We start from the raw sequence: 26,097 nt of genomic DNA on the forward strand, positions 1-26,097 counted from the left end.
TTTGATGGTGTTCAGCATTTCCATCAAAAGGGAGAACCTCTCGATTTTCAAGAGGAACTGTCAGATCAAATCGAAACTACTTCAAATAAGTGGCAAAACCCTCAGCAGAATACGCACCTGCCTTTCATAGGGGCTCAAAACAGCACCTCTTCGCTCAATACTGGAACAGTTATCTGGAACTCTTTGTCCAACTTCCCACCCTTCACGATAACTCGCTTGCCGGAACCAAGGTCAACCACATCTTTTTCCAAGTCTTTGTACCATCTGTGGCCGGACTCCCGTGCCATATACAGAAAAAGCCGTTTAACCTTGATCGTTGCGCATTGCTCCAAAAGCTCTTGCATGATGCCCGGGCGCAGAGTGCCCATACCACCCACGAGCTGGAAGGCTTCATTAAAACCGACCTTCGCGGGAACATGGTAAAGAAGCTCCAGCACTGCCCGCTCAGGAGCTGAAACTGTCACGGCAAAAGCACCGGCGTCATATCGCGTGAAGCTTGTCGCCAAAGAAAACGGCAAAAACGACGATGCGCTGAAGACGATATCCGCCCCCTGAAAGCGCTTTCTAAACCATTCCGGAAGCTTGCACTTATGAGGACCAAAGAGGAAAAATCTCCGGTCGTCCATCGCCGCGTAATGAGAATACCCCAATAGCTCAAGAGCGGTCCTGCCTCCTGCATGGACCAAGTGCGCACTCTCGTACTGCATTCCGTGCAATGCTCCAAGCTTGGTTACTTTGCCGTGGGTTTTGGCATACGCCCCTCGTCCCACAGACACGAGCCATCCCTCCTTGATATAACGCTGCGTCAGGGAATTGCTCACGCCCAAGTCGGCCAATTCGGTTGCAGTCTTCACAGCACCCTCTGGCCACCCCTGTATCAGGCGGTTTATTTTTGTTCCTATTAACGTACTCATAGTGCTTTTATTAGCGCAATTTTAAACCATAGGCAATCATCAGTTTAAAATTTCACCTGTTAAAACACTATTAGTACGTTTTCTTGAGCGAAAACAAACCACCACCCGACCAGAAGCTCTAATCAAGCGAGCAGGACAACTTCTGCACATGAAGCCGCTGGGCATAACCATCACCACGCTTGCGAAACGGCTCGGCATATCCCGCAAGACGCTTTCCGTCACCGTGAACGAGCACCCGTCCCGCCCGTAGCTGCGTTCCCGCGTGCGGGCTGTTGCGACATGGCTGCGCGGGCATTGCCGCCCGCCTTTTGTGCGTAGGTTTCCCCCTCCCCGCCCCCATTGCCATCGGCATCGTCCTGTGCTATTCTTTCATCCAAGGGAGACATGTTCCGATGGTCGTCCTCCGCAAGGAGGCTTGGGCTTCGACCGGGGGTGCCGCCGGTGCTCGGACCGTCTCCCTGCTCCCCACTGCGCACGCCCTCAACAAACGGTTGCACTTCCTTCGGGCTTGTTATACATCGCCGCCTGAAACAGCACCCCCTCCCCCAACTGCGCCTGCTGCCCCATCTGCACACGCTGCAAAAACTCCACCCCGTCCCGCCCGTAGCTGCGTTCCAGCGTGCGGGCAGTGCGACATAGCCGCATCGGGCCGCACTCCTGTCTTCTGATAATATGTCGCCCCGTCCCCACTCCCCTTGCTACAGTCTTCGGGAGATGCTATATTTTCATCAGACGAGGATGTAGTGACCTGCGTACCGCAAGAGCCGTCAGGCTGATAGCGTACTTGATCCAAGGTATTGTTGGAGCGCAGGCGAGCATCCTCTTCTTTTTGTAGCTGAACCAAGCGCCCAGTGAAGTGCCCTATAGGTGACGGACACGAAGCGATAGGTTATCGCCCGCCCATGAGGAGAAGTACATGGGAAAATCGATCAAGTATTCGAAAGAGTTCAAGCTGTCCGCCGTTAAGCTCACCACGGAGTTGGGGGGTATCGATAATACGCCTCCCCACCCTCCAGCCCCTTGCCCCCTGTCTAATCAGGTACTATATTAGTCGCCTCTATGTTGCTTTGGCCCGTAGCGGTGGGGCCGTTGTCCTCCGGCCTTGCGGACAACGGCAGCGTATCGGGGGCGGTGCCGGTTTCCGCCTGCGAGGGCTCGCTCCTCGACCACAGCAACACCCTTCTTTTCTTTCCCAAAAAGTTATCCCGCGCGGAAAACGCCGCCTCGCTGAAGACAGAATAGTCCTGCGTCACTACCAACATGCCATCAAACACAGAGCATACCCCCATTGGGGGGGGCATCCCTTTACTGTCCAGAAAACAAGAAGTTTGCCTTTCGCCTATGCAAAGGATATTCTTTTGCTATGAACAACACACGAACCTACACGTTCTCCAAGGCAAAACGCCCCACAACCAAGGCTGAAATACAAGCACGCCGACTCAGACATGCCAAGGCATCCTTGGAAATTGAAGGGCTCTACCTCACCTGTGAAGAAATCGTCGTGTTTGAAGAATGCATACGCAATGGCTGCTCGCTTGAGGAACGCACCTCCCTGCTGAAAAAGCGTTTCCCCCATTATGACAGATCGCTACGCACATAGGGACGGATATACCTATCCGGACTCTCCCGTCCTCCGGAACAAGGCAGGCCATACGGACCAAGGGGCGCTTGACAAATTTGAGCGCCTTTCTGTTACCAACCGCATGGTTGAAGATCCCCCTGCGGGAAATTTTGACTACCTCCACCTAAAGGCCATACACCATCACCTGTTTCAGGATGTCTATGATTGGGCAGGCGAAGAACGAAACGTTTCCATATCCAAAGGCCAAACCCGATTCGCCACACCATGCTTTATCAACCAAGCAGTAACAGAGCTTTTCAACCGTCTGGCCAACGAAGACCATCTGCGAACGGCCCCGCCAGAACTTTTCGTAGAGAGAGCTGCCTATTACGCACTTGAATTGAACGTTGCCCATCCTTTTCGCGAAGGAAATGGTCGTGCAATACGCTACTTCCTTTCCCTGCTCGCCCAAAATGCAGACTACGAAATCGACGAAGAAGTACTCAAGGGAGGCTGGCTGGAAGCATGCACCAAGGGCATGTTGGACGACGGACTCCTCATGCGCAACGTCTTGGCCCATGCCCTCATAATTCTTGAAGACTAGCTAACATCAACTTTTGATTCTCTCCCCCTACCCCAAATACTCCAGAATATGCTTGGCCACCCCATCCACAAGCCCCGGCGCGAGCATGGTTTCGTGGGTTCCTTCCGTCCATCGCAGGTCAATGTTCTCCTTGCGCAGAAAACGGCTCCAGCCCTGATAGTCGTCATCGGGCACAATCTGGGCGTTGCCTGAAAAATCCAGCGCACGCACAAGCAATATGCGCTTGTCAGTGGGCGTAGGCGAGGTATACCGGGCAACGGCAATGGTGTTGATGCGGTAAGTCTGCAACAGGTTATCCATCTGCACGGCGCTGAACCCGGCAGGAAGCAGCCCTTCCCTTTCACCGCACTCCACAAGGTATGCCAGCTTCCCTTCGCGCGGCAACGAACGCAAAACCTGCTCGTCAAACCCGAACGATTCCTGCAACAGCGTCTTCAGCAATTCCACATCATCCTTGGCCGCTATCTTCCGGCTTTGGCTGCTATCCGCCACGGTATCAAGAATAAGCACAGGCCCCGCTCCATACCCCATCCGCTCATAGAGGCAGGCGGCCTCATACGCCAGCAGCCCCCCGAAGCTCCAGCCCCCGAAGACGATATCGCGCGTCTCCACCTTGAGTATCTCTTCCAGATAATAAGCCGCCAGATCCTCCACCCGGTGCAGTTCCGTGTTCAGGGCCGTTCTCTCCGGCCTGAACCCCGCCGCCTCCACCGCGTACACGGTGTATTCATGGCCCAGCAGACTCGCAAGGCCGCTGTAGCAGAACACGCTCCCCCCCACCGGATGGAACAGAAACAGATTCTTCCCGCCTTCCTTATGGCAGAGTCGTATAACCGGGCTGTCATTCGCCTGCGCCTTGCCCCGGAACAATCCGGCAAGCTGCGCTATGGTGGGGTGCGCAAAAAGCTCATTCACCGTAAGATGAACCCCCATCTCCTTCTCGATCATGGCAATCAGGCGTATGGCCAGAATGCTGTGCCCGCCCAGATTGAAAAAGCTTACCTCCGCATCGGCCACATCCACTCCGAGCAGCCGCTTCCACATCCCTGCCAGCTTCTCCTCAACCTCTCCCTCCGGCCTGCGGCCCCCTGTGGCAACATGCCGCCCCACCGGCGAAGGCAGCCCCTTCCTGTCCACCTTGCGGTTCATGGAGAAGGGAAGCTCCACCATGGGAACATAATACTCGGGCACGCAGTACGAAGGCAGCTGCACTTCCAGATAACTCCGCAACGCCGCCGTATCCACCTCCCCCACCACATAGGCAGCCAGACTCTTCTCCCCTCCGCTGCGAAAAGCCCCCGCCACCACCGCCACCTGCCGCACGCCGGGAAAACCGGCAACGGCGTTTTCCACCTCGCCCACCTCAACCCGGTTACCCCGAATCTTCACCTGCTGGTCCTCGCGCCCCACATAAAAGAGCAGACCATCCTTCATAAACCCGTTGTCGCCCGTGCGGTAGCAGCGCTCATCCCCGGCAGTCACAAAGGCACCATCGCCCCCGCTTCCGGGCAGATATCCTCTGCAAACCCCCGCTCCCGAAATCCAGATCTCGCCCGTCACGGAATCCGGCAGCACGCGGCCATCCCTGTCACGGATGGTAATATCCACCCCCTGCAATGCCCGGCCGATGGGATACGATGAAAACGCCCTGTAATTGCTGAAATCTATGCGAAACGCGCTGCTGTCCACCGTGCACTCCGTAGGCCCGTACACATTAAACAGCACCACCCCCTCATTCCCCGCAATACCGTAAAACTTGCGTATGGTATCCGGCCTGAGAATCTCCCCCGCCAGCAGTATCCGTCTGACAGGCAGCGCCAGCTTGCGTTCAAAAAGATACTCCACCAGCACATTGAAGAACGCCGGGGTCATATCACACAGGTCTATGCCGTTGCGCACAAGGCAGGCATGAAAAAGCTCCGGGCTTTTCCGCTCCGCATCAGACATCACATACAGCGTATTGCCGCAAAAGATGGATACCGCAAGCTGCTGCACGGACGCATCAAAAGAAAGAGGAGCAACCAGCGCAACCTTTCCGCACCCCTGCGCAAACTCCCGCAACGCCCGCAGGATATGCAGAAGATGCCGATGCTCCACCACAACCCCCTTGGGAACACCTGTGGAGCCGCTGGTATACACAATGTACGCCGCCTGTTCCGGGGCACAAACGGGCAGTTCCGCAGCAGCGAGCGAATACATATACTCCGTGCCGAACCGGCACCTCCCGGCTGCCTGCACCACCGCAGGATTCTTGCGGATAACAACGTCATAGCGATACTCCGCCAGTTCCGCATTGCCCACGTCAATGCCCGTTATGGCAATCTCCACGGGAACAGGCGATTCCGCCGCCCACTCCGCGAAAAACCGGCCGGGTACAAACAGCTCAGCGGCGGCATCCAAACGCAGCAGCCCGCTGTTGCTGCCGGATGCAAGGGCATGGGCCTTCAGCGCGTCACGCAACGCATCCCGCCTGTCCATGTCCCATACGCTCCCAACAAACAGCACCCCCTCGTCAGAGAGCATCTGCACGGCGGCATCCAACACACGGCGCAGATAGGCATACCCCGGAAAATTCTCCACCACCCCGTGCAGCGCAATAAGGTCAAACTCCTCCCCTTCCAGAAAAGAGATATCCAGCGCGTCCATCTGATGCGTCCGCACCGGCACGTCCGCCTTCCAAAGCCCTATGCGGTCCAGCTCGTTCCGCGCCAGTTCAACAGCCGTGTAGCAGTCCGATGCGCCCATGAGCGTGCGTGCCACAACACCCGAGCCGCTTCCGATATCCAGCACCCGCTTTTGCCGCATTCCGGCAATGCCGCTCTTGCCCAGCACATTGTCTGCCAGCGCGTGCAGCACCTCCCCGCCCAGCGGGGCGGCGTCAAACACGCTCTTCCACGCCCCATCGCTGCCCGCCTGCGCAACGTGCTCCCAGAATGCTGTGCTCGCAAGCTCGGTTCCCTTCTCCACGCACTGCGAAACCTCTGGCACGTCTATGCACAGCACATGCGCAATGCCGGGAAGCCGATACCGCAGATACTCCGCCTCCCGCAGGCAATGGCTGTCGGTTATGATCAGGCGCGCGGGCCTGAGCATGGCTTCCTGTCGGGCCAGCGGCTGCTCGCGTTCCACCGGCACATACACCGCTCCCGCCCGCAGCACCCCAAAGGCTGCGGCAAGAAACAATGCCCCGCGCCTGCAAAGCACTCCCACCGCCGCCTCGCTGCCATAGTCCATATGCACTATGAACCGGGCCACGGCAGCAGAAAGGCCATCCAGTTCCGAAAACCGCAACGATGCAGCCTCGTCCGCCAGTGCCGCACGGTCCGGATACCGCTCCACCACAGCGCGGATCATTTCCTCTAGGGTGGCACCGTCCCGCGCGGCCTCCCCGTTCTGCTCTCTGCGGTGTGCGGGCAAGTCGAGCCTGAGGTCGGAAAGCTTCATCATCAATGTCCTTTCGCCGTCTGACGATTAAGAAATCTTGGTCCCGCAAGCCGTTTGGAAACGACGTGCGGGACCAAAGAACCATGAAAAGCTGATACAGCGCAATACGGCACAATACGTCACTTGCACTTCGCCCCGGCAGATTCCCGGCCCTTAACGCGCTATGCCGGTCAGAAAATTCTCGTAATAACCAAGCCAGTCTTCCGCCGTTTCCACCGCCAGCACGCGGGTGTCATGGTCAAAGCGCACAACGGTTGCCTCCCTGCCGCCTGCACCGTCCTGCACAAGGCATACAAGATCATGCCCCCGTTCAAGCACGGCATTCTGCACACCGCTCCGTCCGGCATCACCATACCCGAACGCTATGCGCAGCACCCCACCCTCTCCCGTTTCCCCGTCAGTCTGCGTGGCTGGCCTTGTGTCAGGCCCCGCTGCTGCCTGATTTACCTGACTTGCCTTATTTACCTGATTTACCTGATAAGACTCATCGCCCGCATCCCGCACGGCAGTCAATTCCGCCTGCGTACGCAGAAGCAGCTCATCAAACTCGGTATCATCATCCAAGCGGAACGGAATCAAAACGCCATCCACGTCCACCGCAAGGTCCTGCCGGCCTGTAACCCGCCCCAGCAACACCGCAAAGGTCGCAAGCATCACCGCAGCCACAGAAACGCCCCTGCCCTCCGCCAGCACCCCCAGACTTCTCCGCAGCTCACCCGGCAGCACCCTGCGCACACTCGCCACCGCACGCCGCTCCCGGGGCACATAGGCAAAATCAACAGGCAACGCCGGGTCTCCTGTGGTCATCTTCTCCAGAATGCGCACCACATCTTCCGCCATGCCTATTACGTTGGCCCGGCTGAAGAGGTCCGCGTAATACTCCAGCGCAAAGCTTATGCGGTCGCCCACATCGCTGACAAAGATGGAAAGGTCCGTCTTGCTCACGGGCTTGCTGAACCGCAGCGATTCGAACAGGTGGTAATCACCAGTGCCGTACTCAAAATTCATATAGGAAAGAATTATTTCAGAAAGCAATGACCGCTCCGGGCACAGCGGCGGCTTCAGGTCCATGAGCAGATCGTTCAGGATGTACGAACTATGCCGCAGAGCCTCGTTGCTCACCGCCTGATTCTCCTTGAGCAGCCTTCCCAGCGGCGTTCCGGCTCGCACACCAAGCCGCAGGGGCTGCAGCGATGCCAGCATGCCCGCCGTGTTAAGATACTCCTTCCTGTTGTCCACGGTAATGGCCAGCACCACGTCTTCGTTCCCGGTATAGGCATGCGCAAGCACTGCCCAGGCAGTCATGACCACATGGTAATTGGTCACCCCTTCCCGGCGTGCCAGCCCCTTTATGCCCGCCACAACCTCTGCGGGAAGCTCAAACTCATACGTCCCCCCGCGGAAGGTATGCACCGGCGGACGCGGAAAATCAGAAGGCAGGTCCAGCGTGGGCACGCCATCACTGAACACACCGTGCCAGTATTCCTTGTCTTCCCGGCTGGCATGGGTGAACTGATGCCATGCAAAATCCTTCATCTGCAGCCGCACGGGTTCCAGCACTTGCCCGTGATACAAGGCATACAGTTCCACATTAAACAACGATATGGTTCTGCCGTCCGCCAGCGCGTGGTGAATGTCATAATACAGCACATGCTGCGTTCCGTTCACCACCAGCAGCAGCACCCTGAACCCTCTCTCCCGTTTCAGGTCAAAAGGCCTGATGAAGGTTTCCTTGAGGGCGATGTCGGCAATATGCACCTCTTCCAGCGTAAACCCTTCAAAGGGATGGATAATCATGTTGGGGTGTTCTGCATCGAAATCGCAGAACGATGTGCGCAGCACCTCATGCCGCTCTATCAGGGTGGCGATGGATTGCTCCAGCCGCGCCTTGTCCACATCGGCGGGAAGCCGCAAAAACGCCGGAAGATTGTATCCGGTGTGGTCGCTCCCCAGCATATCCGCATACAGTATGGAAAGCTGTTCACGGCCCACAGGATACGTATCGCGGACAGGCGCAGGCGCAATGCCCTGCGGGGCGGCTGTCTCCTGTTGCATCCCCGCCAGCACGCGGTCCATAAAATCACCCAGACTGTCGCTTTCCAGCAGATCCACCACGCTGGTACTTACACCAAGGGCCTGACTGATGCGGTTTACCACGCGCGTTCCGGCAATGGAGTCGCCGCCCAGATCAAAAAAGTCGTCCCCCCGGCCCAGCGGCGCGTCATAGCCAAGGCAATCCCGGAATATTTCCAGAATTTCGGCCTCCAGCGCATCAACAGACCTCGTCGTCCGCTCCGTCGGCGCATTTCGTGCGGTTCGTGCAGAACCTTCCCCACCCGGCTCAGGCGTGGCAGCCACGCCCCCCCCGGCCTGAGAGCCCTGCGTGCCAACAGGATACGGCACACCCGATGCCTGCGGCAGAACAGCCTGCCCCTTCATCTCCGCCGTCCTGAAGCGGGAAGCATCTTCGTCAGACATACCCACCACAACCACATCGCCACCGTGGCGGAGAGCCCTGTTCAGCACATCCAGCGCCTGCTCCGGCATCAGGGGCGTGCCACCATGGGCAGCTCCCATGCGCGCCGCCATGCCCACGCCCGACCACGTGTTCCAGCACAGAGAAAGGGCAGGTAGTCCCTGCCGGCGGCGGTACCGGGCAAAGGCGTTCAGAAAGGCGTTAGCCGCCGTATAATCCGTCTGCCCCGGCGCACCAACCAGCGATGTTCGTGAAGAGGCCAGCACAAAGAATTTGAGATCGTCCGCAAGCGTGGCCTCATGCAGATTCCACGTTCCGGCCACCTTGGGCGCAAGCACAGCCTCATACTGCCCGCGCCGCTTGGAAAGAAGATACCCCTCTCCGGCAACCCCGGCAGCGTGTATCACCCCCTGCACGGGTCCCACCTCCCACCGTATCCGTCCCAGCGTTTCCTCCACCTGCGCGGCATCGGTCACATCGCAGCAATAGGCGGCAAAGGGAACATCCCCTATGCCTTCCCGTCTGCGGTGCAGCAATACCACCTGCACGCCTGCTTCTGCGGTCAGCTGCGCCGCAAGGGTCATGGCCATGCCGCCCGGTGCGCCTGTAATCACCACGCAGCCTTCCGGTGCCACAGCAGTTGCCACAACCGTTGTCGGAAGCACGGAAGAAGCATTTTCGGCAACAGGCTCAAGCACCTGCACACGCACACGCCCGCTTCCGTCAACGACATACGCCCCTTCGATAAGGCCCAGCGTCTCCATAAACGCCTGAACAGAGGCCTCATTCACCTCATCCAGCTCCGCATACGCACAGGATAAAAGCGGCTCTTCCTGCCGCAGTGCCAGCAGGGTGCCCAGAACAAGCGCGTGTCCGGGCCCGGTTTCGGAATGCACCAGCGCCCCGCTGCCCACCGCCGTAATATGCAGGGGCTTGCGCAGCCCCGCACGGCAGATTTCCTGCAACAACGCGCAGAACGCCCATGCCCCGTCCCCGGCGGCAGGCAGGTATACCACATGGGTCACGCCCTCGCGCAGTATCCCCGCCGCCAATTCCCGCGCAGCGTCCGTCGCCGTGTTTTCCGAATCACCGCCGGTGCGCGTCTGCTCCGTCCACACGGGCAGTGCCCTGCAGAGGCGGGCAACCGGGGCCAGCACCTCATGCAGCGCGCGGTGCGGACCGTCTTCCGCGCCGCCTAACAGCAGCAGGCCATCGGCCATGGCAGATGCGCCAGCCTGTCCCGATTCCCCGGCCACAGGCAGCATCTCCGGCAGAGCGGCTTCCGCCCACTGCACACCATACAGTTCCGGCTCCGCACGCCCCGCCCCCAAGGATACGAAGACCATATCCGTCAGTTGCAGCAGCACGCGGCCCGCCATGTCCGCCACAGTGCAGTCCGCCGTGATGGTCCCCGGCTGCCTGTCCGTAATCCGCACCCATGCATACACTTTGGCAGGCAGGGGCCTCAACAGGTGTGCCGCGCCGCAGCGTGCGGGAACAAATCCCGCTGTCCCGTGCAGGGCAAGGCTGGCGGCAAGGTCCACCATGGCCGGATGCCATTTAAAGGTATGCAGGTCGTGCCGGTATTCGTCCGGCAAGACAAGCAGTGCCAGCAGGCTGTCCCCGTCCGCAGAAACCCGCAGCTCCCTGCGGCAGTCCCAGCGTGCGCTCACGCTTACAAGCCCCTGCCCTTTCTGTCCGGCGACATTTTGCTGCCCGGAATGGTCACCCGGACCGCCTCCGGGCTCCAAAAGGAGCATGGAACTGCGCAGGGATTCGATGTCCAATTCGCTTGCCCCGATCGGCCCGCGTTCCCCGTTCGCCTGCCCCATCCCCGTACTCCGCACTTCGGCACGCACGGCCACGCTCCATGCCCCCTGCACCGCATGATGCAGTTCCATGGCAACAGCATCCCCGTCCCCGTTCAGCAACAGGGTAGCCTCGCTTCCCTCCGTATACGTTACGGGCTTGTGCCAGCGCAGGTTCTCCACGCGCAGCGGCATCCTGCCCACCGCCATACCTATCAGGTCCAGCACACCCATGCCCGCCAGCGTGGGCACACCCCGCAACCGGTGCTCGGCCACGGGCCAAAAATCATCCCGGCCTATGGCAACGGAACAGGCGGCTCCTTCAGGGGTGCGCACAGGTGCGGAAACAAACCGGGCGGCCAACTTCGGCCACAACGCCGTGCGGCTGAACACCGTGGCAGGCAGGTGCGCCCTGTGCAGCGTAACCCCTTGGGGCCAGAACAACCTGCTCCCCCGTAAAAACTCGTCCGCAGCACTCTCAGCCTCCTCGCGGGTAGCAAAGGCGGCTCCGGCAATCCCCGGTCCCGGCACCCGTGTGCAGGTCACAATCCGCGCGTCCCGGTCAAACAACTCAGGCTGCTCAAGCTGCTCACGGAGCGACTGCGCAGAATCCGCCACCAGCACCGTCCGCACATCCAGATGATCCCTTCCCGCCACCAGCGTCCCGGCAATGGCGTGCAGGGGCAGGTCCGGATAACGGGACAAGGCGTCCCGCATCCGGCGGCAGTACTCCCGCAGCGCCGCCTCATCATTGGCGGAAAGCGGCACGCAGTACCAGCCCCCGTTGCCGGAAGCCATGTCCGGCATCACGGACGCGGGAACATGCTCCCGCAGCATCACGTGCGTGTTGATGCCGCTCAGCCCGAAGGAACTCACGCCGCACACCCACGGCCGTCCGTCAGGCGGAAGCGATTCCAGCGTCCGCGCAACGCGCACGGGGGCGGCGTCAAAATTAATATGCGGATTGGGCGTTTCAAAATGCGGCTGGGGCGGAACCTGCCCCTTCTTCAGGCTCAGCACCGCCTTGGCAAGCCCCACCGCCCCTGCGGCGGCGTCCAGATGCCCCACATTCCCCTTCACCGAACCTATAAGCGCTTTGCGCCGCAGGTTCGCTCTTTCACGGGCAAAAGCCTTGCCCAATCCTTCCACCTCAACGGGGTCACCCAGAACAGTCGCCGTGCCGTGGGCCTCAAAAAAGCTCACATCCGCCAGAGAAACCCCTGCGTTACGGGCCGCAAGGGCAATCACCTCACCCTGCGCAGCCGGATTGGGCGCGGCCATGCTGGATGCCCGACCATCCTGATTGACGGCGCTTCCCGCAATGACGGCGTGAATGGCATCGTTGTCCGCAAGTGCCCGGTCAAGGAGCTTAAGCACAAACACGGCACCGCCCTCACCCGCTCCCACGCCGTCCGCCTTTGCGTCAAAGGTCATGGTGCGGCCCGAGGAAGCCTCAATGGTAAATGCCCTGTCTCCCTTTACGGGAAGGTCTATGGTGTGCACCCCGCCCACAAGGGCCACGCTGTTTTCGCCCGCACGCAGGCTCTGGCAGGCGTCGTGCAGGGCCTTCAGAACAGACGAACAGGCCGTGTCCACCATAGAGGCGGAACCGCTCCAGTTCTTGAGATAGCTCAACCGCGCCACACTATTGGAAGGCACATTCAGCAGATATATCTGCTCCGCCTGCTCAGGAAACGCCCGTGTCACCGCGTCCTGAAACAACCGGAAGGGGCTTGCGCCCACAAAGACGCCCACATTCCTGTTCTCCAGCGCCGCCCCGCCGTATCCGGCGTCATCCAGCGCCTGCAAGGCCACTTCCAGAAAAACGCGCTGCTTGGGGTCCAGCAGGCTCGCATCATTGGGCGACAGCCCGAACCGCCTGTGGTCGAATGAGGAAATATCAGAAAGGTACGCGGCGTCCCGCAGCCGGGAAGGGTCGTACGCAAATCCCACCGTCTCAAGTATCTGCCGCACCTCGCGCTGCCGCACGGCAGGCAGCGGAACATTCTTGTCCGCACCGCGCACAAGGTCTTCCCAGAAACGCTCCGTCTCTTCATAATCGCCCAGCCGCACGGCCATGCCTATGATGGCCACCGGGACATTGGCGGCAGCCTGCGGTGCCGCGTCCGCCGCCACGCTGCGTGCCTGCCCGATATACTGCGCCTGCGCCCGGATGGTGCTTTCCGCAAAAAGCCCGCCCAAGGTGAACACGCCCTTCCACCGCTCGTCCAGCAACGCATGCAGCCGCACAAGCAGCAGCGAATTGCCGCCCGCCTCAAAGAATCCCGCATCGGCATCGCGCACGTCCGCTTCCGGAATAACCTCACGCCATATCTGCCGGATTTCCTCTTCCAGCGGCGTCAGCCCGTCTGTTGCCGCCCTTGGCTCAGCAACCAGCGGCCTGCCTTCCGCCCGCTTCCGGTCAGCCTTGCCCGATGCGCTGAGCGGAATGGAATCCGCCTCAAAGAACCGCGCGGGCCACATATACTCCGGTAAATATTCCGAAAGCCCGCTGCGAATTTCCTTCAGGGAGGGCAACCCGCCGCCGCGGGGCACCAGAAACGCCTCCAGCGCGTCCTGCCCGCCCATGCGGCATACCCGCACCACCGCCTGCGAAACACCGGAACAACGCCCCAGCGCGGCCTCCACCTCGCCCAGTTCAATCCTGTGACCGCGAATCTTGACCTGATCGTCGTTCCTGCCAAGATATTCAATAGTGCCGTCAGCACGCCAGCGGCCAAGGTCGCCCGTGCGGTACATGCGGCTGCCGGACCGGAACGGGTCTTCAGAAAAACTGGCCGCCGTTATGTCCGGCCTGTTCACATAGCCCCGGGCAACCTGCACCCCGCTTATATACAACTCACCCGTAACCCCCACGGGCACCATGCGCCGCCGGTCGTCCAGCACATACACCCGGGTGTTGCTGATGGGCCTGCCTATGGGCACGCCATGTTCCGGAACGTGCGCACAGGGATACCACGTCACGTCAATGGCCGCCTCCGTAGGGCCGTACAGGTTGTGCAGTTCCGCCCGCAGCATCCTGTTAAACCGCCCCGCAAGCTCGGCAGAAAGCGCCTCGCCGCTGGTAAACACATAGCGCAGCGTTGCCAGCCTGGCCGCCTCATCCGGGCGCGTTTCCAGATAGTCCAGAAACACCCTGAGCATGGAGGGAACAAAATGCACCACGGTCACACGGCGCTCAAAGATGGCCCGCACCAGCGCGGCAGGGTCCTTTTCCCCTTCCGGCTCAAGCAGCGCAAGGCTGGCCCCGCACCACGACCACCAGAACAGTTCCCATACGGAAACATCAAAGGATACGGTCGTCTTCTGCAACACCACATCGCCCTCTCCTATGGGAAAGCGCGACTGCATCCACAGCAGGCGGTTGCAAAGGCTGCGGTGCTCTATCTGCACGCCCTTGGGCCTTCCGGTGGACCCGGAAGTAAAGATGACATAGGCCACAGCCCCCGGCGAAACAGGCCCCGCGTCCAGGAACATATATTCCTGTGAACCATGTTGCCGGAAAGCATGCTCCTGCCCGGACAGGTTCCCCATATCCGGTGCAATCACATGCTGCCCGCACCGGGCAAAACGCTCCGCATGGCGGACATCGCTTATAACCGTGCAAATTCCCAGATCGTCAAAGATGGATTGCAGCCGCGATTCCGGCAGGTCCGCGGCAAGGGGAACATAGGTCGCGCCTATGCGCATCACCGCAAAAATGGCAAGCATCATCTCCGGTGAACGGTCAAAACACACGCAGGCATAATCGCCGCGCGAAAGTCCTTCGGACTCCAATTGCGCAGCAAGGGCGGAAACCCGTGCAGAAAACGCCTCGTAGGTGCACGAAACCCCGTCCGCGTCCACAATGGCAGCAGCCTTGCCGTTTGCACGCACCTGTTCCGCAAAGCAGCTGTCCGCATCGCGCTCAATGTCAAAGGCTTCATCCGTGTGGTTGAACGACTCCACAAGCGCCCGTTCCGCCTCCGCAAACACGTCCAGCGTAGCCAGCGGGGTGCCGTCTCTGCGCAGCACCCCGTCCAGCAGCGTGATAAACCTATCCCGCATGCGGTTCAGGGTATCTCTGCTGAACAGGTCGGTGCAGTATTCCAAGTGGACTTCAAAACGGTCCGGTTCCGTCTCCCTGAAATAGAAGCTCAGGTCAAACTTGCTTCTGTCATGCCGCAATGACAAGGGCTGCATATGCAGCGGGGCGTGCCCGTAGTTGGTGAACGTCTGATCTTCCAGTGCCACAAAGACATCAAACAGCGGATTCCGCGCAGGGTTGCGCCCCGGTTCCAGCGCCTCCACCACCTTTCCGAAGGGGTACGACTGCGTGGCAAGCGCGTTCTGGAAGTTGCCCTGCACCTCCGCCACAAGGCTGTCGAAGTCCTTGTCCGCATCCAGCCTCGTGCGTATGACCAGCGTGTTCACGAACAGGCCGATCATGTTCTGCACCTGTTCCAGTTCCCTGTTGGCTGTCGGACAACCTACCACCAGATCGGTCTGCCCGGTATGGCGATACAGAAAGGTCTTTACCGCCGCAACCAACACGGAAAACAGCGTCACGCCCAGATGGCGGGCACGGCTCCTCAGCTCACGGCTGCGCTCCTCTCCAAGTTCAAAAATCAGCGCTCCCCCCGCAAAGCTCTGCATGGGCGGCCTCGGGAAATCCACAGGCAGCCGCAACCGTTCCGGCAGAGGAAGAAGGGCGGCTTTTATGCTCTCAATTCCCGCCGCATCCTGCCCAATCTCCCACTCCACGTAACTGGGGTAATCCAGTTCCTGCGGCTGCCATGCCGGTGCGGCGTTCCGCAGCACGGCATCATACGCCTGATTCAGTTCACGGATGAAAATTTCCGCCGACCACCCGTCAATGATGATGTGATGGAAGCAAAAGAACAGCACGCCCCCGGATTCTCCCTCACGGAACAAAACCACTCGTGCAAGCACGCTGCTTTGCCCGAACGGCATCTCCATAATGCTGTCAGGCACGCTGTCCGTATAAGGTTCATCACGCACCTCCAGCCTCAGACTGCCGGCAGCCACAAGCCGCTGCTCGGGCCTGTCCGCATCCACCCGCAGCCGCAGAGCGTCATGACGCTCCTCAAGCATGGTCAGCGCCTGCTGCAACGCCTCCACATCCACAGGAGCCTGCACCCGCGCCGCAAAGGGAACCAGATGCACGCGGCTGTCTCCGTGCAGCCTTTGCAGGAACCATATGCGGGTCTGGCTTGCGGACAGCGGATACACCTCCCTGCGCGGAGCACGTTCAATCCTCACCGCCTTGGCAGATGCCTTACGCATCCGTGCCGCCAGCCTGCGCACACTGGAATGGACCAGAATATCCTCTATGGCCACATCCAGTTCCAGCCGCTTGGAAATCTGCGCCATCACACGCATGGCCAGCAGGCTGTGCCCGCCAAGCTGAAAGAAGTCCACGTCCGCAGAAGGTACCCTGCACCCGAGAACAGACTCATAAATTTCCAGAAGAACGGCCTCCAGTTCGTCCGTTCCCTCTGCGGGGGCGGCTTCTGCACCTGCCGCACAGGCAACCCGTACTCCTTCAGGCTGCCCTTGTGACAATCCGTCTGGCTGGCCGTCTGGCTGACCGTCTGGCTGACCCGTAACGGCTGCACCCGCTTCCGACGCACCCCCTTCCACGCCCCATGCCGCGATGCCAGAATCGGTACCAACGCCTCCGGCCACGTCCTCCAACTGGCGGCACGTCATATCCCGCCCGGATTTGTGTTCCTCACCCCTGTCCGCGCTCCGGGCCATATCCTGTTCAGACGCCACAGCCCGCAACAACGCATGCAGCTTGTCGCGCAGGCCGCACACATACCTGCGGTTCAGGGCCGAAGGGTTGTACAGGAAGCGGAAGAGAAGCTTCTCGCCCGGAATGACAGATATACCCAAGGGATAGGGTATCTTCTCAAACCCGCTCACACTCCCTATCTCCAGCCCGCCCCCACCGGAGACCGCTTCTACGGGGTAATTCTCAAAGACCATCAGGTGATCCAGCAGGTCCTTGCCCATTTCCGCAAGGGGCAGGTAGCCGTGACGCATCTGCTGCAACCCCTGCTCCTTCACGCTGTCCAGCAGTTCGGAAAACGCACTCTGATCAGTCCACCGCGCACGCAGGGGCAGGGTCTGGATGAACAGCCCCACGGCCCTGTCCATGCCTTCCAATTCCGCCGGACGGCCGGAGGTGACAACCCCGTAGACAACATCCCGGCATCCGCCGTTCTCACCGCTGAGAACAATGGCCCACAACGCCTGAACCAACACGGACAGCGTAACGCTGCGGTCGCTGGCCGCCCCCTGCAACGCCTTGCTGTCTCCGCCGTCCATTTCCAGCGTCAGTGTTCCCGGCTCGGCTGGGGTTCCCGGCTCGGCAGGGTCTGCTCCTGCCGCCAGTTCCGGGGCAGCCCCCCGCCCCGCCAGCCCGGTCATGGGCCGGAAGTCCTGCAGCAGCACACGCCAGTAGGCTCTGGCCGCATTTTCATCAAACCCGGCGCGCCAGCGCGTATACCCGGCAAGGGGCACCGGCTGCGGCAGCGGCTTTGCCGGTCTTCCGGAAAACTGGTTGTACAGGCTGAACAGTTCCCGCAGCAGAATGCCTATGCACCAGCCGTCCATAAGCAGGTGATGAAAGCACCAGCTCATCGCAAGGCTGCCGCCGGTAAGGCTGAAAAACTGCGCCCGGATCAGCGGCCCCCTGCCCAGATCAAACCCGCGCCCCCTCTGCCCCGCCAGCAGCGACTCCATCTCGGCACGGGCATCCGCCTCCGGTAGGTGCGAGAGGTCATGGTATTCCGTGCCCGTTCTGGCACGATGCAGGACAACGCGGTAGAACTCGCCGTCATATGGCGCGGGAAAAAGGGACCGCAGGCTCTCGTGCCGGACAACCACCGCGCCCCACGCCCGCATGAGCACAAAAACGTCCGCCTCTCCCCGGAAGTGGAACGTTATCTGCTGCGTATACACTCCCTTGTCCGCCGTCAGCGACTGAAACAGCAAGGGTTCGTGGCAGACATCCGGTGGAATGATGCTCTCTATATCCTCCGCCGCGCAGCCGCAAACTTCCGGAATCCGCACCCGAACCGCATCCGGCAGCGGCTCCCTGTAGGCGGGAAGCGTCTTCAGGGCTTGGGTCCATCCGTCCAGCAGGCCGTTCACCCACTCCGGCGGCAGCTTCTGCCCGCTGAAATAGGCCCCAAGATGCAGCGTGCCGCTCTCGTCAAAAAAGGCGCACAGGTCCAGCGGGCTGTCCGGTTCAAAATCCGGGTGCAGCAGTTCCGGCACGGTGCCGGGAACAGCCGCCGCAGCCAGCACTTCGGCATCGCCTCCGCCGCCTGCCGTGAGCGTGCCCAGATAGTTGAATCCTATCTGTGAAGCATACCCGAACCGCTCCGGGTCTTCCTGCTTCAGATATCCGTATGCGTTGCAGCCAAGGGGGGTAAAATGTTCCTTCAGCCATGGCCGTACAGTGCCGCCCGCCTTCTCGCAGGTCGGTGCCGGTTGCAGCGGCATGGGGCACACGGCGGTAAACCAGCCCACGCTCCGGCTCATGTCCAGCCCGGGAAGCAGGGCATCCCGCCCGTGACTTTCCAGTGTGAGGAATACGGCCTCCCGCTGTCCCTGCGTATACAGTGCCACGGCAAGGGCACACACCAGATCCGCCTGCGCAGACTGCGTGTATTCCGGGCTGAATCCCGCCACCTGCCGCACTGCCAGTCCGCGTTCCGCGGCAACATCCCTTCCCGGACGCATCGCCGTCAGCGCGCAGACAGGCGTAGAGCACACCGACTGCCAGAACTCCCGGTCTTTGGCAGCGGGAAAAACGCCCTGCTCCACTAGCCCGGCAACGGCAGCAGCCCGTGTCGCCACGCCATACGCCTCTTCCGTCCGCCCCCTGTTCAGGCAATAATCGAGCAGGTCACCGCGCAGCACATCCAGCGAAAAGGTATCCAGCACCAGATGGTGCCCCACGAGCACGAGGAACCGCTTCCCTTCCTGCTCCGCCAGCCCCGCGCCGAGCGTTCTGCCCGCCTCCGGGTCAATCCCGGCGATAATCTCCCGCGCCATGTCACGGCACAGTGCCGTTTCCGTCTCCTGCGCACCAAACGTTCCTCGCAGCGGCACAATCCTCTGCGGCTGCTCCAAAACCACAGCGCCCTCAGGCGTAAACGCCAGCCGCAACGCCTCATACCGCTCCGGCAGGGTTTCCAGCCACGCCACGGCACCGTGCGCCACACGGTCGCTCACGACCATGGGCAACATCATGTAAAAACGGCTCCAGTGACCGGGGTGTTCCCGCATAAGGGCGTGCTGCACGGGCAGCAGCGGAACCGCGTCCCCTGCCTGCACCCGGTTGTACACAGCCGCCTCCCCGCCGGACAGGCTTTCATCCTCCCTGATCACAAGCGCGCCCAGTTCCGCAAAAGACGGCGTCCGCATAAAATCGGGAGCGGTCAGCGTGCGGATAGCATTCCTGTGCAGAATGCCCGTTATCTGAATAGCCTTAATGGAGTCGCCTCCGTCCCGGAAAAAGTCGCTCCCCTCGCCCGGTTCGGTACGCAGGATATCTCTCCATGCATCCGCCAGCACCTGTGCGGAACTCTTGCGCTCCAATCCTCCGCAGACTTCCGCCACCGTCCGTTTCAGTTCCTCCAAAAACCGCATGCCGTCCGGAATAAGCCCTTCGTCATATTCCAGAAACAATCCCGCGTCCGTTCCTGTTTCCAACGTAAAACTGCCGGAAAGCTTGCTCGCCCTAAGCTGCGGTTCCAGCCTGCGGAGCATAACCCCCTGCGCTTCCACATGCCCAGTCTCCGAGTGGGTCGCCAGAAATTCCGGCACAATCTCCGTATGGCTATACCGGCTGTGGGCAAGGGCTTTTCGCAGTTGCAGCGCGGTGTCCTTGATAACGGCAACCGTCTCCGCCGCCCCGCTGCGCCGCACCCGCAGAGGCACCGTGTTCACAAAGAATCCAGCGGTCCTGAATTCTTCCTGCGTTTCGCGCATAGCCACCGGAACGCCTATCAGCACCTCCTCCCTGCCGAACTGCTCGCAGAGAAAACGGGCAAGCTGCGTAGCAAAGCAGGAAATGACGGTCACCCCCGTCTGCTGCGCCATACGTTCCAGACCTGCCGCAAACTCTTGCGTCAGGGCCGTTTTCACCATGGCTCCCTTGCGTTTTGAGCCGGGATTCACGGCAGGCGGCGGAGGATTGAGCACCTCTTCCCAGTACGCCCTGTCCGCAGCAAAATCGGCAGACCGGAAATACTCCTCCTGCCTGCGGCAATACGCAGCCTGCACGGCAAGGTGGCCGTTCTCCACAGCCTCGCCGCGCAAATACCGCAGGGCGTTATTCATCAAAATATCCAGCGTCTCTCCATCACCTGCAATGTGATGCAGCACCACAAGCATCCGGTACGAACCATCCGGCAACTTGGCCGCTTCCAGCCGCACGGGCGGTTCCGTCCGCAGGTCAAAAGACGTGTGGATAATGCCGTCAAAATACGCGTCCGCCGTCTCCGGGCTGGAAAATTCGCCCATGCGAAGCGCTATGCCCCCGGCATGGCTCTTCCGGAAGCAGGGGGAATCTATGGCGCCGGCCACGGTGCAGAGCAGCAGTTCCTGCCCGTTCACCGCCTGCCGGAACAACTCCACAAACGTTCCGGCCTTCTCGCCCCGCACCTCCAGCAAAAAGGGCATGTTGTAATCAATGGACCGGTCATTGGCCTGCTGGTAGGCCCATACATGAAACTGGTTCCGGCTCAGGGGAACGGTATCGCCCGAAACATCTTCCTGCTTCGGCCGGCTCCTGCGCAGCAGATCTTCCACCTCAAACAGGCTGTCGCACTTCACAAACTCCCGGAACACCACATCCACGGCATACGCCTTGCGCAGTTCGCGCAGCAGCGTCATGGCCTTCAGGCTGTTGCCGCCCTGATCGAAGAAATTCCTCTGCGGGTCATACGCCGCACCCAGCACCCGCCCGCATATCTCCAGCAGCACAGGATCAACAGGCTGCCGAGCCACATCCCCGTCAGACGGCGCATTCACCAGCCGTTTCAGGGCATTGCGGTCTATCTTGCCGGTCACGGTCACGGGCATGGCGTCCAGCACATGCCAGCGGGAAGGGATCATGTATGCGGGCAGATTGTCTTTGCTCCAGCCGATGACCTCCTCAAGCCCCGCCCCGTCGCGCAGAACCAGAAACCCGGCCAGCATGGTCTGCCCGGACGCGTCTTCGGCGGCTACGGCAAACGCTTGGCGCACGCTCCCGCAGCTTTCGAGCAGAAACGCCACTTCGCCCAGCTCCACCCTGTTGCCACGAATCTTCACCTGATCATCGCCCCTGCCCACCAGAACAATCTCGCCCGCCTCCGACCACACGGCCATATCACCTGTGGCATAGACCCTCTGGTTTCGCTGGTCTCTCTGGCCCTTCTGGACGGGCACTCCGCACAGAGGCGGCAGCTCGCAAAACCGCAACTGCGTCAGCTCAGTGTTCCCGTGATAGCCAAGGGCCACGCTGGCACCGCCTATCCACAGTTCCCCTGCCATTCCGGCGGGAAGCGGCTGCCTTTGGGCATTCAGAATATAGGCCGTTCCGTTGGGGATGGGCCGCCCTATGCTTATGGGCAGCACGTCATCCGGCGCAACCCGCTTCATGGAGGCGCACACGCAGGTCTCCGTAGGACCGTAGGCGTTAACATATTCCAGCCTGCCCGCGTAATGCAGGGCATCTTCCGCCACGGGCGGCTCACCTGCCGTAATCAGCACCCGCAGACCGGGAAATTCTTCCTTGTCGAACACATGCAGGTATGAAGGGGGAAAGGTCGTCACCGTTACGCCGTTCTCCGCCATATACCGGTTCAGCGTCCACGGTTCATTACGCAGCCTGTCGCTCACAGGATACAGACACGCCCCGGCGTACAGAGCCATGAACATCTCGGAAAGGGACGCATCAAAGCTGGGCGAGGCAAACTGCAGCACACGGTCATCCCCGCCTATGCCAAAGAACTCTATCTGCCCCTGTATCATGTTCACAAAGCCGCCGTGCGGCACAAGAACGCCCTTGGGCCTGCCCGTGGAACCTGAGGTATAAATGAGATACGCCCCATCTCCTGCTGCGGGAACCGGGCCTTCTTCAACCATGCTGTGAAGAGGAGCCTGCCTGTACCCGGTATCGTCCGGGTCCATGGTCAGAACCGCCTTGGCATCGCTGATGATGTATTCAATGCGCTCTGCGGGCGATGTGGGATCCACTGGCAGATACACGGCTCCGCACCGCATTATGCCCAGTGCAATTTCCGGCAGGGTAATAACTCTCCGTGCCAGCACGGCCACAATATCTCCGGGCTTCACCCCCTGCGCAGCAAGCCATGCCGCGCACTTCCGGGCGTTATCACGCACCTCGGCATAGGTCAGCACTGCGCCGTGTTCATCCCGCACAGCGGAATGCTGCGCAAAAAGCAATGCCCTCTCTTCAAACAGAGAGGGCATGGACCCCACCGCAAACTCCCGCCGCACTCCCTGCTGCCACAGAAGAAGCTCTTCTTTTTCCACATCAAGCAGATACTCCAGATCCGGCAGATCCACACCGGACGCCATCTGGTGCGTCAGCAGTTCTATACGCCTGACATACCGCTCCACATCCTGCTCACTGAAGTGGTTGCGGCTGCTGCGCACGGTCAGGGAGCACTCCCCGGATGCAGGATCATACAGCACAAGCGCGCCGAACAGAATGGGCTCCTGCTCGCTGTGCCACTGCTCCACCGCACGAATGCTGAAATCCGCGTTCCCTTTGGGCGCGCCGGGCAGGTAGTTGACGAAGGTGTCCGCCACATAGGTCAGGTTCTTATGCGTCAGGTTGCGCATAGCCTGTTGGTAGGGCGTGCGTATATGGCGGAAAAAACGGGCGTTCTGCCCGCCTATGTCCGCCGCGAGTGAGGCAAAAGAGTCATGCGCGCCCACATCCACAAACACGGGCGGGGTGGCTATCTGCGCCCCCAGCCGCCTGCCGTGAGCCTTCCGTTCCCCAAAGGCTATGGGCGTCTGTATGGCAATGCCCTTCTCCCCGCACATGAAAGCGGCAACAAGGGCATGCAGTGCGGTAAAATAAACAGCCGGACCAACACCGTATCCGGCGAACAGGTCCGCAAGTTTTGAGGAAGCCTCTCCTGAAAGGGGATATTTCCTGTACCGTGTGTTGCCCAGCACATCCACACAGCCGGGGCGGGCACGAAAGATTCTCTTCTCAGGCATCCGCTCCAGATGCTCTTCCCAAAAAGCAATATCCTTGGCGTACCGCGCCGATGCACAGTGCTCCCTGTCCTGCAGATACAGGTCGTCACACGGGCATGTCCCGTCCAGACCGGGGTCTTTGCCCTGCACCAGCGCGCTGTAAATCTCGGTTATGAACGATACGTGGAAGAATATCCCCAGCCCGTCGAGCACCAGATGGGAGCACTTGCACAGAAAAACGCACCGCTCCTCTCCCGTGCGCAAAACGGCATAGCGCACCGGCTGCTCATCAACAGACTGTTCCAAAAAGACAGCAGTAAACTCGCGGGCTGCCCCTTCAGGGTCTCCGGCCTGACGAAAATCCAGAGAAACAAGGTCTACATGCGCCCCATTCCGCACCCGGAGGTACGGTCCATGCTCATCCTCACGCAACACCGCGGTCAGCAGAGGAGCATACTCCTGCACAAGACGTATGGCCTCCCGCAGCCTGTCCGGGCACAGGGCGTTCTCCACATAGAAGCAGCCCCGGATAGACGTTTCGTTGTATTCCGAAAGCGATGCCTGACGGGAAAGCCATAGCTCCCTCTGGCTGCTTGTGAGCGGAATCCTCTCCCCCATGCCAACATCCACCGCAGCGTCCTTCATGGATAACCTCGCTATTCTGCAAGGAATATCTTACAAAAACAGGGTTGGCAAGGTCCATGGATTTATTTGGGGGCTGTACTAAGCCTCGTCTCTGGAGTATCTGAACGAAGATGAACCGCACAGACTGTGTGATGCCTGCATCCGGGACTCCGGCAAACGGCCTGCGGACATCAGTACCATCACGGTCCATTTTCTCTGCGCAGCAACGGATATGGTACATTGGGGGCATGCAATATGACTGATGAGACAAACGGCTGGGAATCACTCGACTGGAAAAAGGAACTGGCCCGCAACATAATTGGCGTGGACCAGCTTGCCGGATACGCCGCGTTCTCTGCGGAAGAACTGTCCAAACTCAGGGAAGTCGAACAGGTCCATCCCGTCAATATTCCCCGGTATTACCTCAGCCTTATCAATGCAGACGATCCGCGTGATCCCATCCGCAAGATGTGCTTTCCCAGCGCGGAAGAACTGATTGTCGCCGGTTCCATGGGAGAAACCACGGCAGACCCCTACGGGGACGACAAGCACGATAAGGGCAACGGCGTACTGCACAAATACGACTACACCGCCCTTGTGGTGGCAACGGAATGCTGCGCCATGCACTGCCGCCACTGCTTCCGCAGAAGAATCGTTGGGCGACCCGGAAACCAGTTGCTGAAAGACTTCTCCGGGGCGGCGCAGTACATTGCGGAACATCCGGAGATAAACAACGTCATCCTCTCCGGCGGCGACCCCCTGCTGCTTTCCACCCCCATCCTGCAAAAAATGCTCTCCAGACTGGCGGAAATTGACCATCTGGATTTCGTCCGCATAGGTTCACGCATCCCGGTCACCTTTCCCATCCGCCTGTTCGACAACGAACTCATGGATGTCCTTTCCGCCTTCAACGAAAAAAAGCCCCTCTACATCGCCACGCATTTCAACCATGTGCGGGAAATAACCCCCACATCGACAGAAGCGGTCAAACGCCTGCGGCAATGCGGTGCCATCATCAACAATCAGGCTGTCCTGCTCAGGGACGTCAACGATACGCCGGAAGCACTCGTCTCACTCATGAACAGGCTTCTGGGCATCGGCATAAACCCTTATTATCTCTATCAGTGCATGCCCGTTTCCCGGGTGCGCCACCACTTCCAGATACCGCTCAGGCGGGGGATAGAAATCGTGGATACAGCACGCGCAAAGCTCAACGGCTACGCAACGCGCTTCAAGTACATCCTCGGTCACGATATCGGAAAACTGGAAATATGCGGCATGTCAGACAACAACATCGTGCTCAAGCAAATTCACGCCCGTTCCGGACACGGCGAACAGGCTTCGCGCATCATCCTGCTGCCGCTGGATGATACCGCAGGCTGGGTAACGCTGTAGCTCTCCGGCACCTGCATCAGGCATCCCGCAGCGGCACACCGGATACGCCATGACCATGACGAACGGAACCACCACCCTCTTCTGCATACCCCACGCGGGAGGCAACGCAGCCTTCTACACGCCGTTCGGCCGGTTTTTTCCGCAATCCGTCTCCTTCCGCCCTCTGGAGCTCCCGGGCAGGGGGCGCAGACACAGGGAACCGCTCCAGTCCTGTCTGCACGCCATACGCCGCGATCTCTTCAACAGCATTCTGCCCGTTGCGGAACACGCCCCCTACGCCCTGTTCGGACACAGTATGGGGGCGCTGCTTGCCTTCCTCTTCACGCAGGAGGCGCGGGAACAGTCAATTCCCCTGCCTGCTGCACTCTTCCTTTCCGGCTGCGCAACCCCCGGCAGCCCGGAACACACACCGCCCGCCCCCGTGGCTTCCCTTTCTCCCGCAATGCTGTGGCAGCACGTTCTCACCCTGGGCGGCGTGCCGGAATGCGTTGCCGCGTCCGAAGAATTCTGCCGCTACATGGAACCCATCCTCTACGCAGACTTCACCGCTCTGGAGCGGTGGCAGCCCGTATTCGCAGCCCCTGTTCCCGTTCCCATCACCGTTTTTCTGGGAGACTGCGACATCATCACGGAGCAGGCGGCACGGGAATGGAGCCGGCAAACCTCCGGCGCGTTCTCCCTGCGCACCTTCCCCGGCAACCATTTCTACCTGCAGGAACATTGGGCAGAGCTTGCGGCGCACATCACGCGCACGCTGCATCCCGCGCAGCGGCACGCGGAACGTCTGCCGGAACGTCTGCCGGAAAATTTGCCGGAACATCTGTCGGAAAATACGTAGAAGCCGGAAAAGGGAAGAACGAAGAAAGGGATGAAGACAAGGGGATGAAGGCAAGGGGAAAGAAAAGAAGGGGAAAGAAGAGAGGGGAGCAGAAAGGAAAAAAAGCCAGCCTGAACACGGCGGAATGAAAAGCCGTCCGCTTCAGTTCTGTTCGATTCAGTTCAGGTCAGCT

The 26,097-nt window shown here is 60.3% G+C and carries 10 protein-coding genes; 6 read left to right on the top strand and 4 right to left on the bottom strand.

Annotation, left to right across the window (positions count from 1 at the left end; all coding sequences use genetic code 11):
• Positions 1 to 134 precede the first annotated feature (134 nt).
• Positions 135 to 914, bottom strand: a complete 780-nt coding sequence (locus tag HUV26_RS04390; RefSeq protein ID WP_174408902.1) for a type IV toxin-antitoxin system AbiEi family antitoxin — start codon at positions 912 to 914, stop codon at positions 135 to 137.
• A gap of 148 nt (positions 915 to 1,062) precedes the next feature.
• Here HUV26_RS04390 and HUV26_RS17075 point away from each other — a divergent pair, with 148 nt between their 5' ends.
• On the top strand, positions 1,063 to 1,164 hold the full coding sequence (locus tag HUV26_RS17075) for a helix-turn-helix domain-containing protein (protein WP_507762563.1): 102 nt from the start codon (positions 1,063 to 1,065) through the stop codon (positions 1,162 to 1,164).
• A 230-nt stretch (positions 1,165 to 1,394) separates the two neighbouring features.
• Here the strand turns inward: HUV26_RS17075 and HUV26_RS04400 are convergent, their stop codons facing one another.
• Positions 1,395 to 1,559 (bottom strand): hypothetical protein, encoded by a 165-nt coding sequence (locus HUV26_RS04400; RefSeq protein WP_174408903.1) that lies wholly within the window; start codon positions 1,557 to 1,559, stop codon positions 1,395 to 1,397.
• Between the two features lie 414 nt (positions 1,560 to 1,973).
• Here HUV26_RS04400 and HUV26_RS04405 point away from each other — a divergent pair, with 414 nt between their 5' ends.
• The 3 genes from HUV26_RS04405 to HUV26_RS04415 all read left to right on the top strand — a co-directional run bounded on the left by HUV26_RS04405 (position 1,974) and on the right by HUV26_RS04415 (position 3,079).
• Positions 1,974 to 2,156 (top strand): hypothetical protein, encoded by a 183-nt coding sequence (locus tag HUV26_RS04405; RefSeq protein WP_174408904.1) that lies wholly within the window; start codon positions 1,974 to 1,976, stop codon positions 2,154 to 2,156.
• 121 nt (positions 2,157 to 2,277) lie between these two features.
• Positions 2,278 to 2,514: a hypothetical protein gene (locus HUV26_RS04410; protein ID WP_174408905.1), complete on the top strand. Its 237-nt coding sequence runs from the start codon at positions 2,278 to 2,280 to the stop codon at positions 2,512 to 2,514.
• Positions 2,492 to 3,079 carry a Fic/DOC family protein gene (locus HUV26_RS04415; protein ID WP_174408906.1) on the top strand — a complete coding sequence of 196 codons (588 nt, stop codon included), beginning with the start codon at positions 2,492 to 2,494 and terminating at the stop codon, positions 3,077 to 3,079. Before HUV26_RS04410 ends, HUV26_RS04415 begins: the two co-directional genes overlap by 23 nt.
• 27 nt (positions 3,080 to 3,106) lie before the next feature.
• Here the strand turns inward: HUV26_RS04415 and HUV26_RS04420 are convergent, their stop codons facing one another.
• Both HUV26_RS04420 and HUV26_RS04425 read right to left on the bottom strand, forming a co-directional pair.
• Positions 3,107 to 6,523: an alpha/beta fold hydrolase gene (locus HUV26_RS04420; protein WP_174408907.1), complete on the bottom strand. Its 3,417-nt coding sequence runs from the start codon at positions 6,521 to 6,523 to the stop codon at positions 3,107 to 3,109.
• 153 nt (positions 6,524 to 6,676) lie between these two features.
• Entirely contained in the window at positions 6,677 to 23,713 is a 17,037-nt protein-coding gene (locus HUV26_RS04425; RefSeq protein WP_174408908.1) for a non-ribosomal peptide synthetase, read from the bottom strand.
• Positions 23,714 to 23,947: 234 nt separating this feature from the next.
• Here HUV26_RS04425 and HUV26_RS04430 point away from each other — a divergent pair, with 234 nt between their 5' ends.
• Complete coding sequence (locus HUV26_RS04430) at positions 23,948 to 25,087, top strand: KamA family radical SAM protein (protein ID WP_174408909.1); 1,140 nt, start codon at positions 23,948 to 23,950, stop codon at positions 25,085 to 25,087.
• A 49-nt stretch (positions 25,088 to 25,136) separates the two neighbouring features.
• Complete coding sequence (locus HUV26_RS04435) at positions 25,137 to 25,925, top strand: thioesterase II family protein (protein WP_174408910.1); 789 nt, start codon at positions 25,137 to 25,139, stop codon at positions 25,923 to 25,925.
• The last annotated feature ends 172 nt before the right edge of the window (positions 25,926 to 26,097 follow it).

This window comes from Desulfovibrio psychrotolerans, from assembly GCF_013340305.1.
GTDB lineage: Bacteria > Desulfobacterota > Desulfovibrionia > Desulfovibrionales > Desulfovibrionaceae > Halodesulfovibrio > Halodesulfovibrio psychrotolerans.

Excerpts from the sequence above, each read along its gene's own strand:
- HUV26_RS17075 (WP_507762563.1), top strand. The coding sequence starts at position 1,063 with ATGAAGCCGCTGGGCATAACCATCACCACGCTTGCGAAACGGCTCGGC.
- HUV26_RS04435 (WP_174408910.1), top strand. The coding sequence starts at position 25,137 with ATGACCATGACGAACGGAACCACCACCCTCTTCTGCATACCCCACGCG.
- HUV26_RS04390 (WP_174408902.1), bottom strand. The coding sequence starts at position 914 with ATGAGTACGTTAATAGGAACAAAAATAAACCGCCTGATACAGGGGTGG.
- HUV26_RS04405 (WP_174408904.1), top strand. The coding sequence starts at position 1,974 with ATGTTGCTTTGGCCCGTAGCGGTGGGGCCGTTGTCCTCCGGCCTTGCG.
- HUV26_RS04410 (WP_174408905.1), top strand. The coding sequence starts at position 2,278 with ATGAACAACACACGAACCTACACGTTCTCCAAGGCAAAACGCCCCACA.
- HUV26_RS04415 (WP_174408906.1), top strand. The coding sequence starts at position 2,492 with ATGACAGATCGCTACGCACATAGGGACGGATATACCTATCCGGACTCT.
- HUV26_RS04400 (WP_174408903.1), bottom strand. The coding sequence starts at position 1,559 with ATGCGGCTATGTCGCACTGCCCGCACGCTGGAACGCAGCTACGGGCGG.
- HUV26_RS04430 (WP_174408909.1), top strand. The coding sequence starts at position 23,948 with ATGACTGATGAGACAAACGGCTGGGAATCACTCGACTGGAAAAAGGAA.
- HUV26_RS04425 (WP_174408908.1), bottom strand. The coding sequence starts at position 23,713 with ATGAAGGACGCTGCGGTGGATGTTGGCATGGGGGAGAGGATTCCGCTC.
- HUV26_RS04420 (WP_174408907.1), bottom strand. The coding sequence starts at position 6,523 with ATGAAGCTTTCCGACCTCAGGCTCGACTTGCCCGCACACCGCAGAGAG.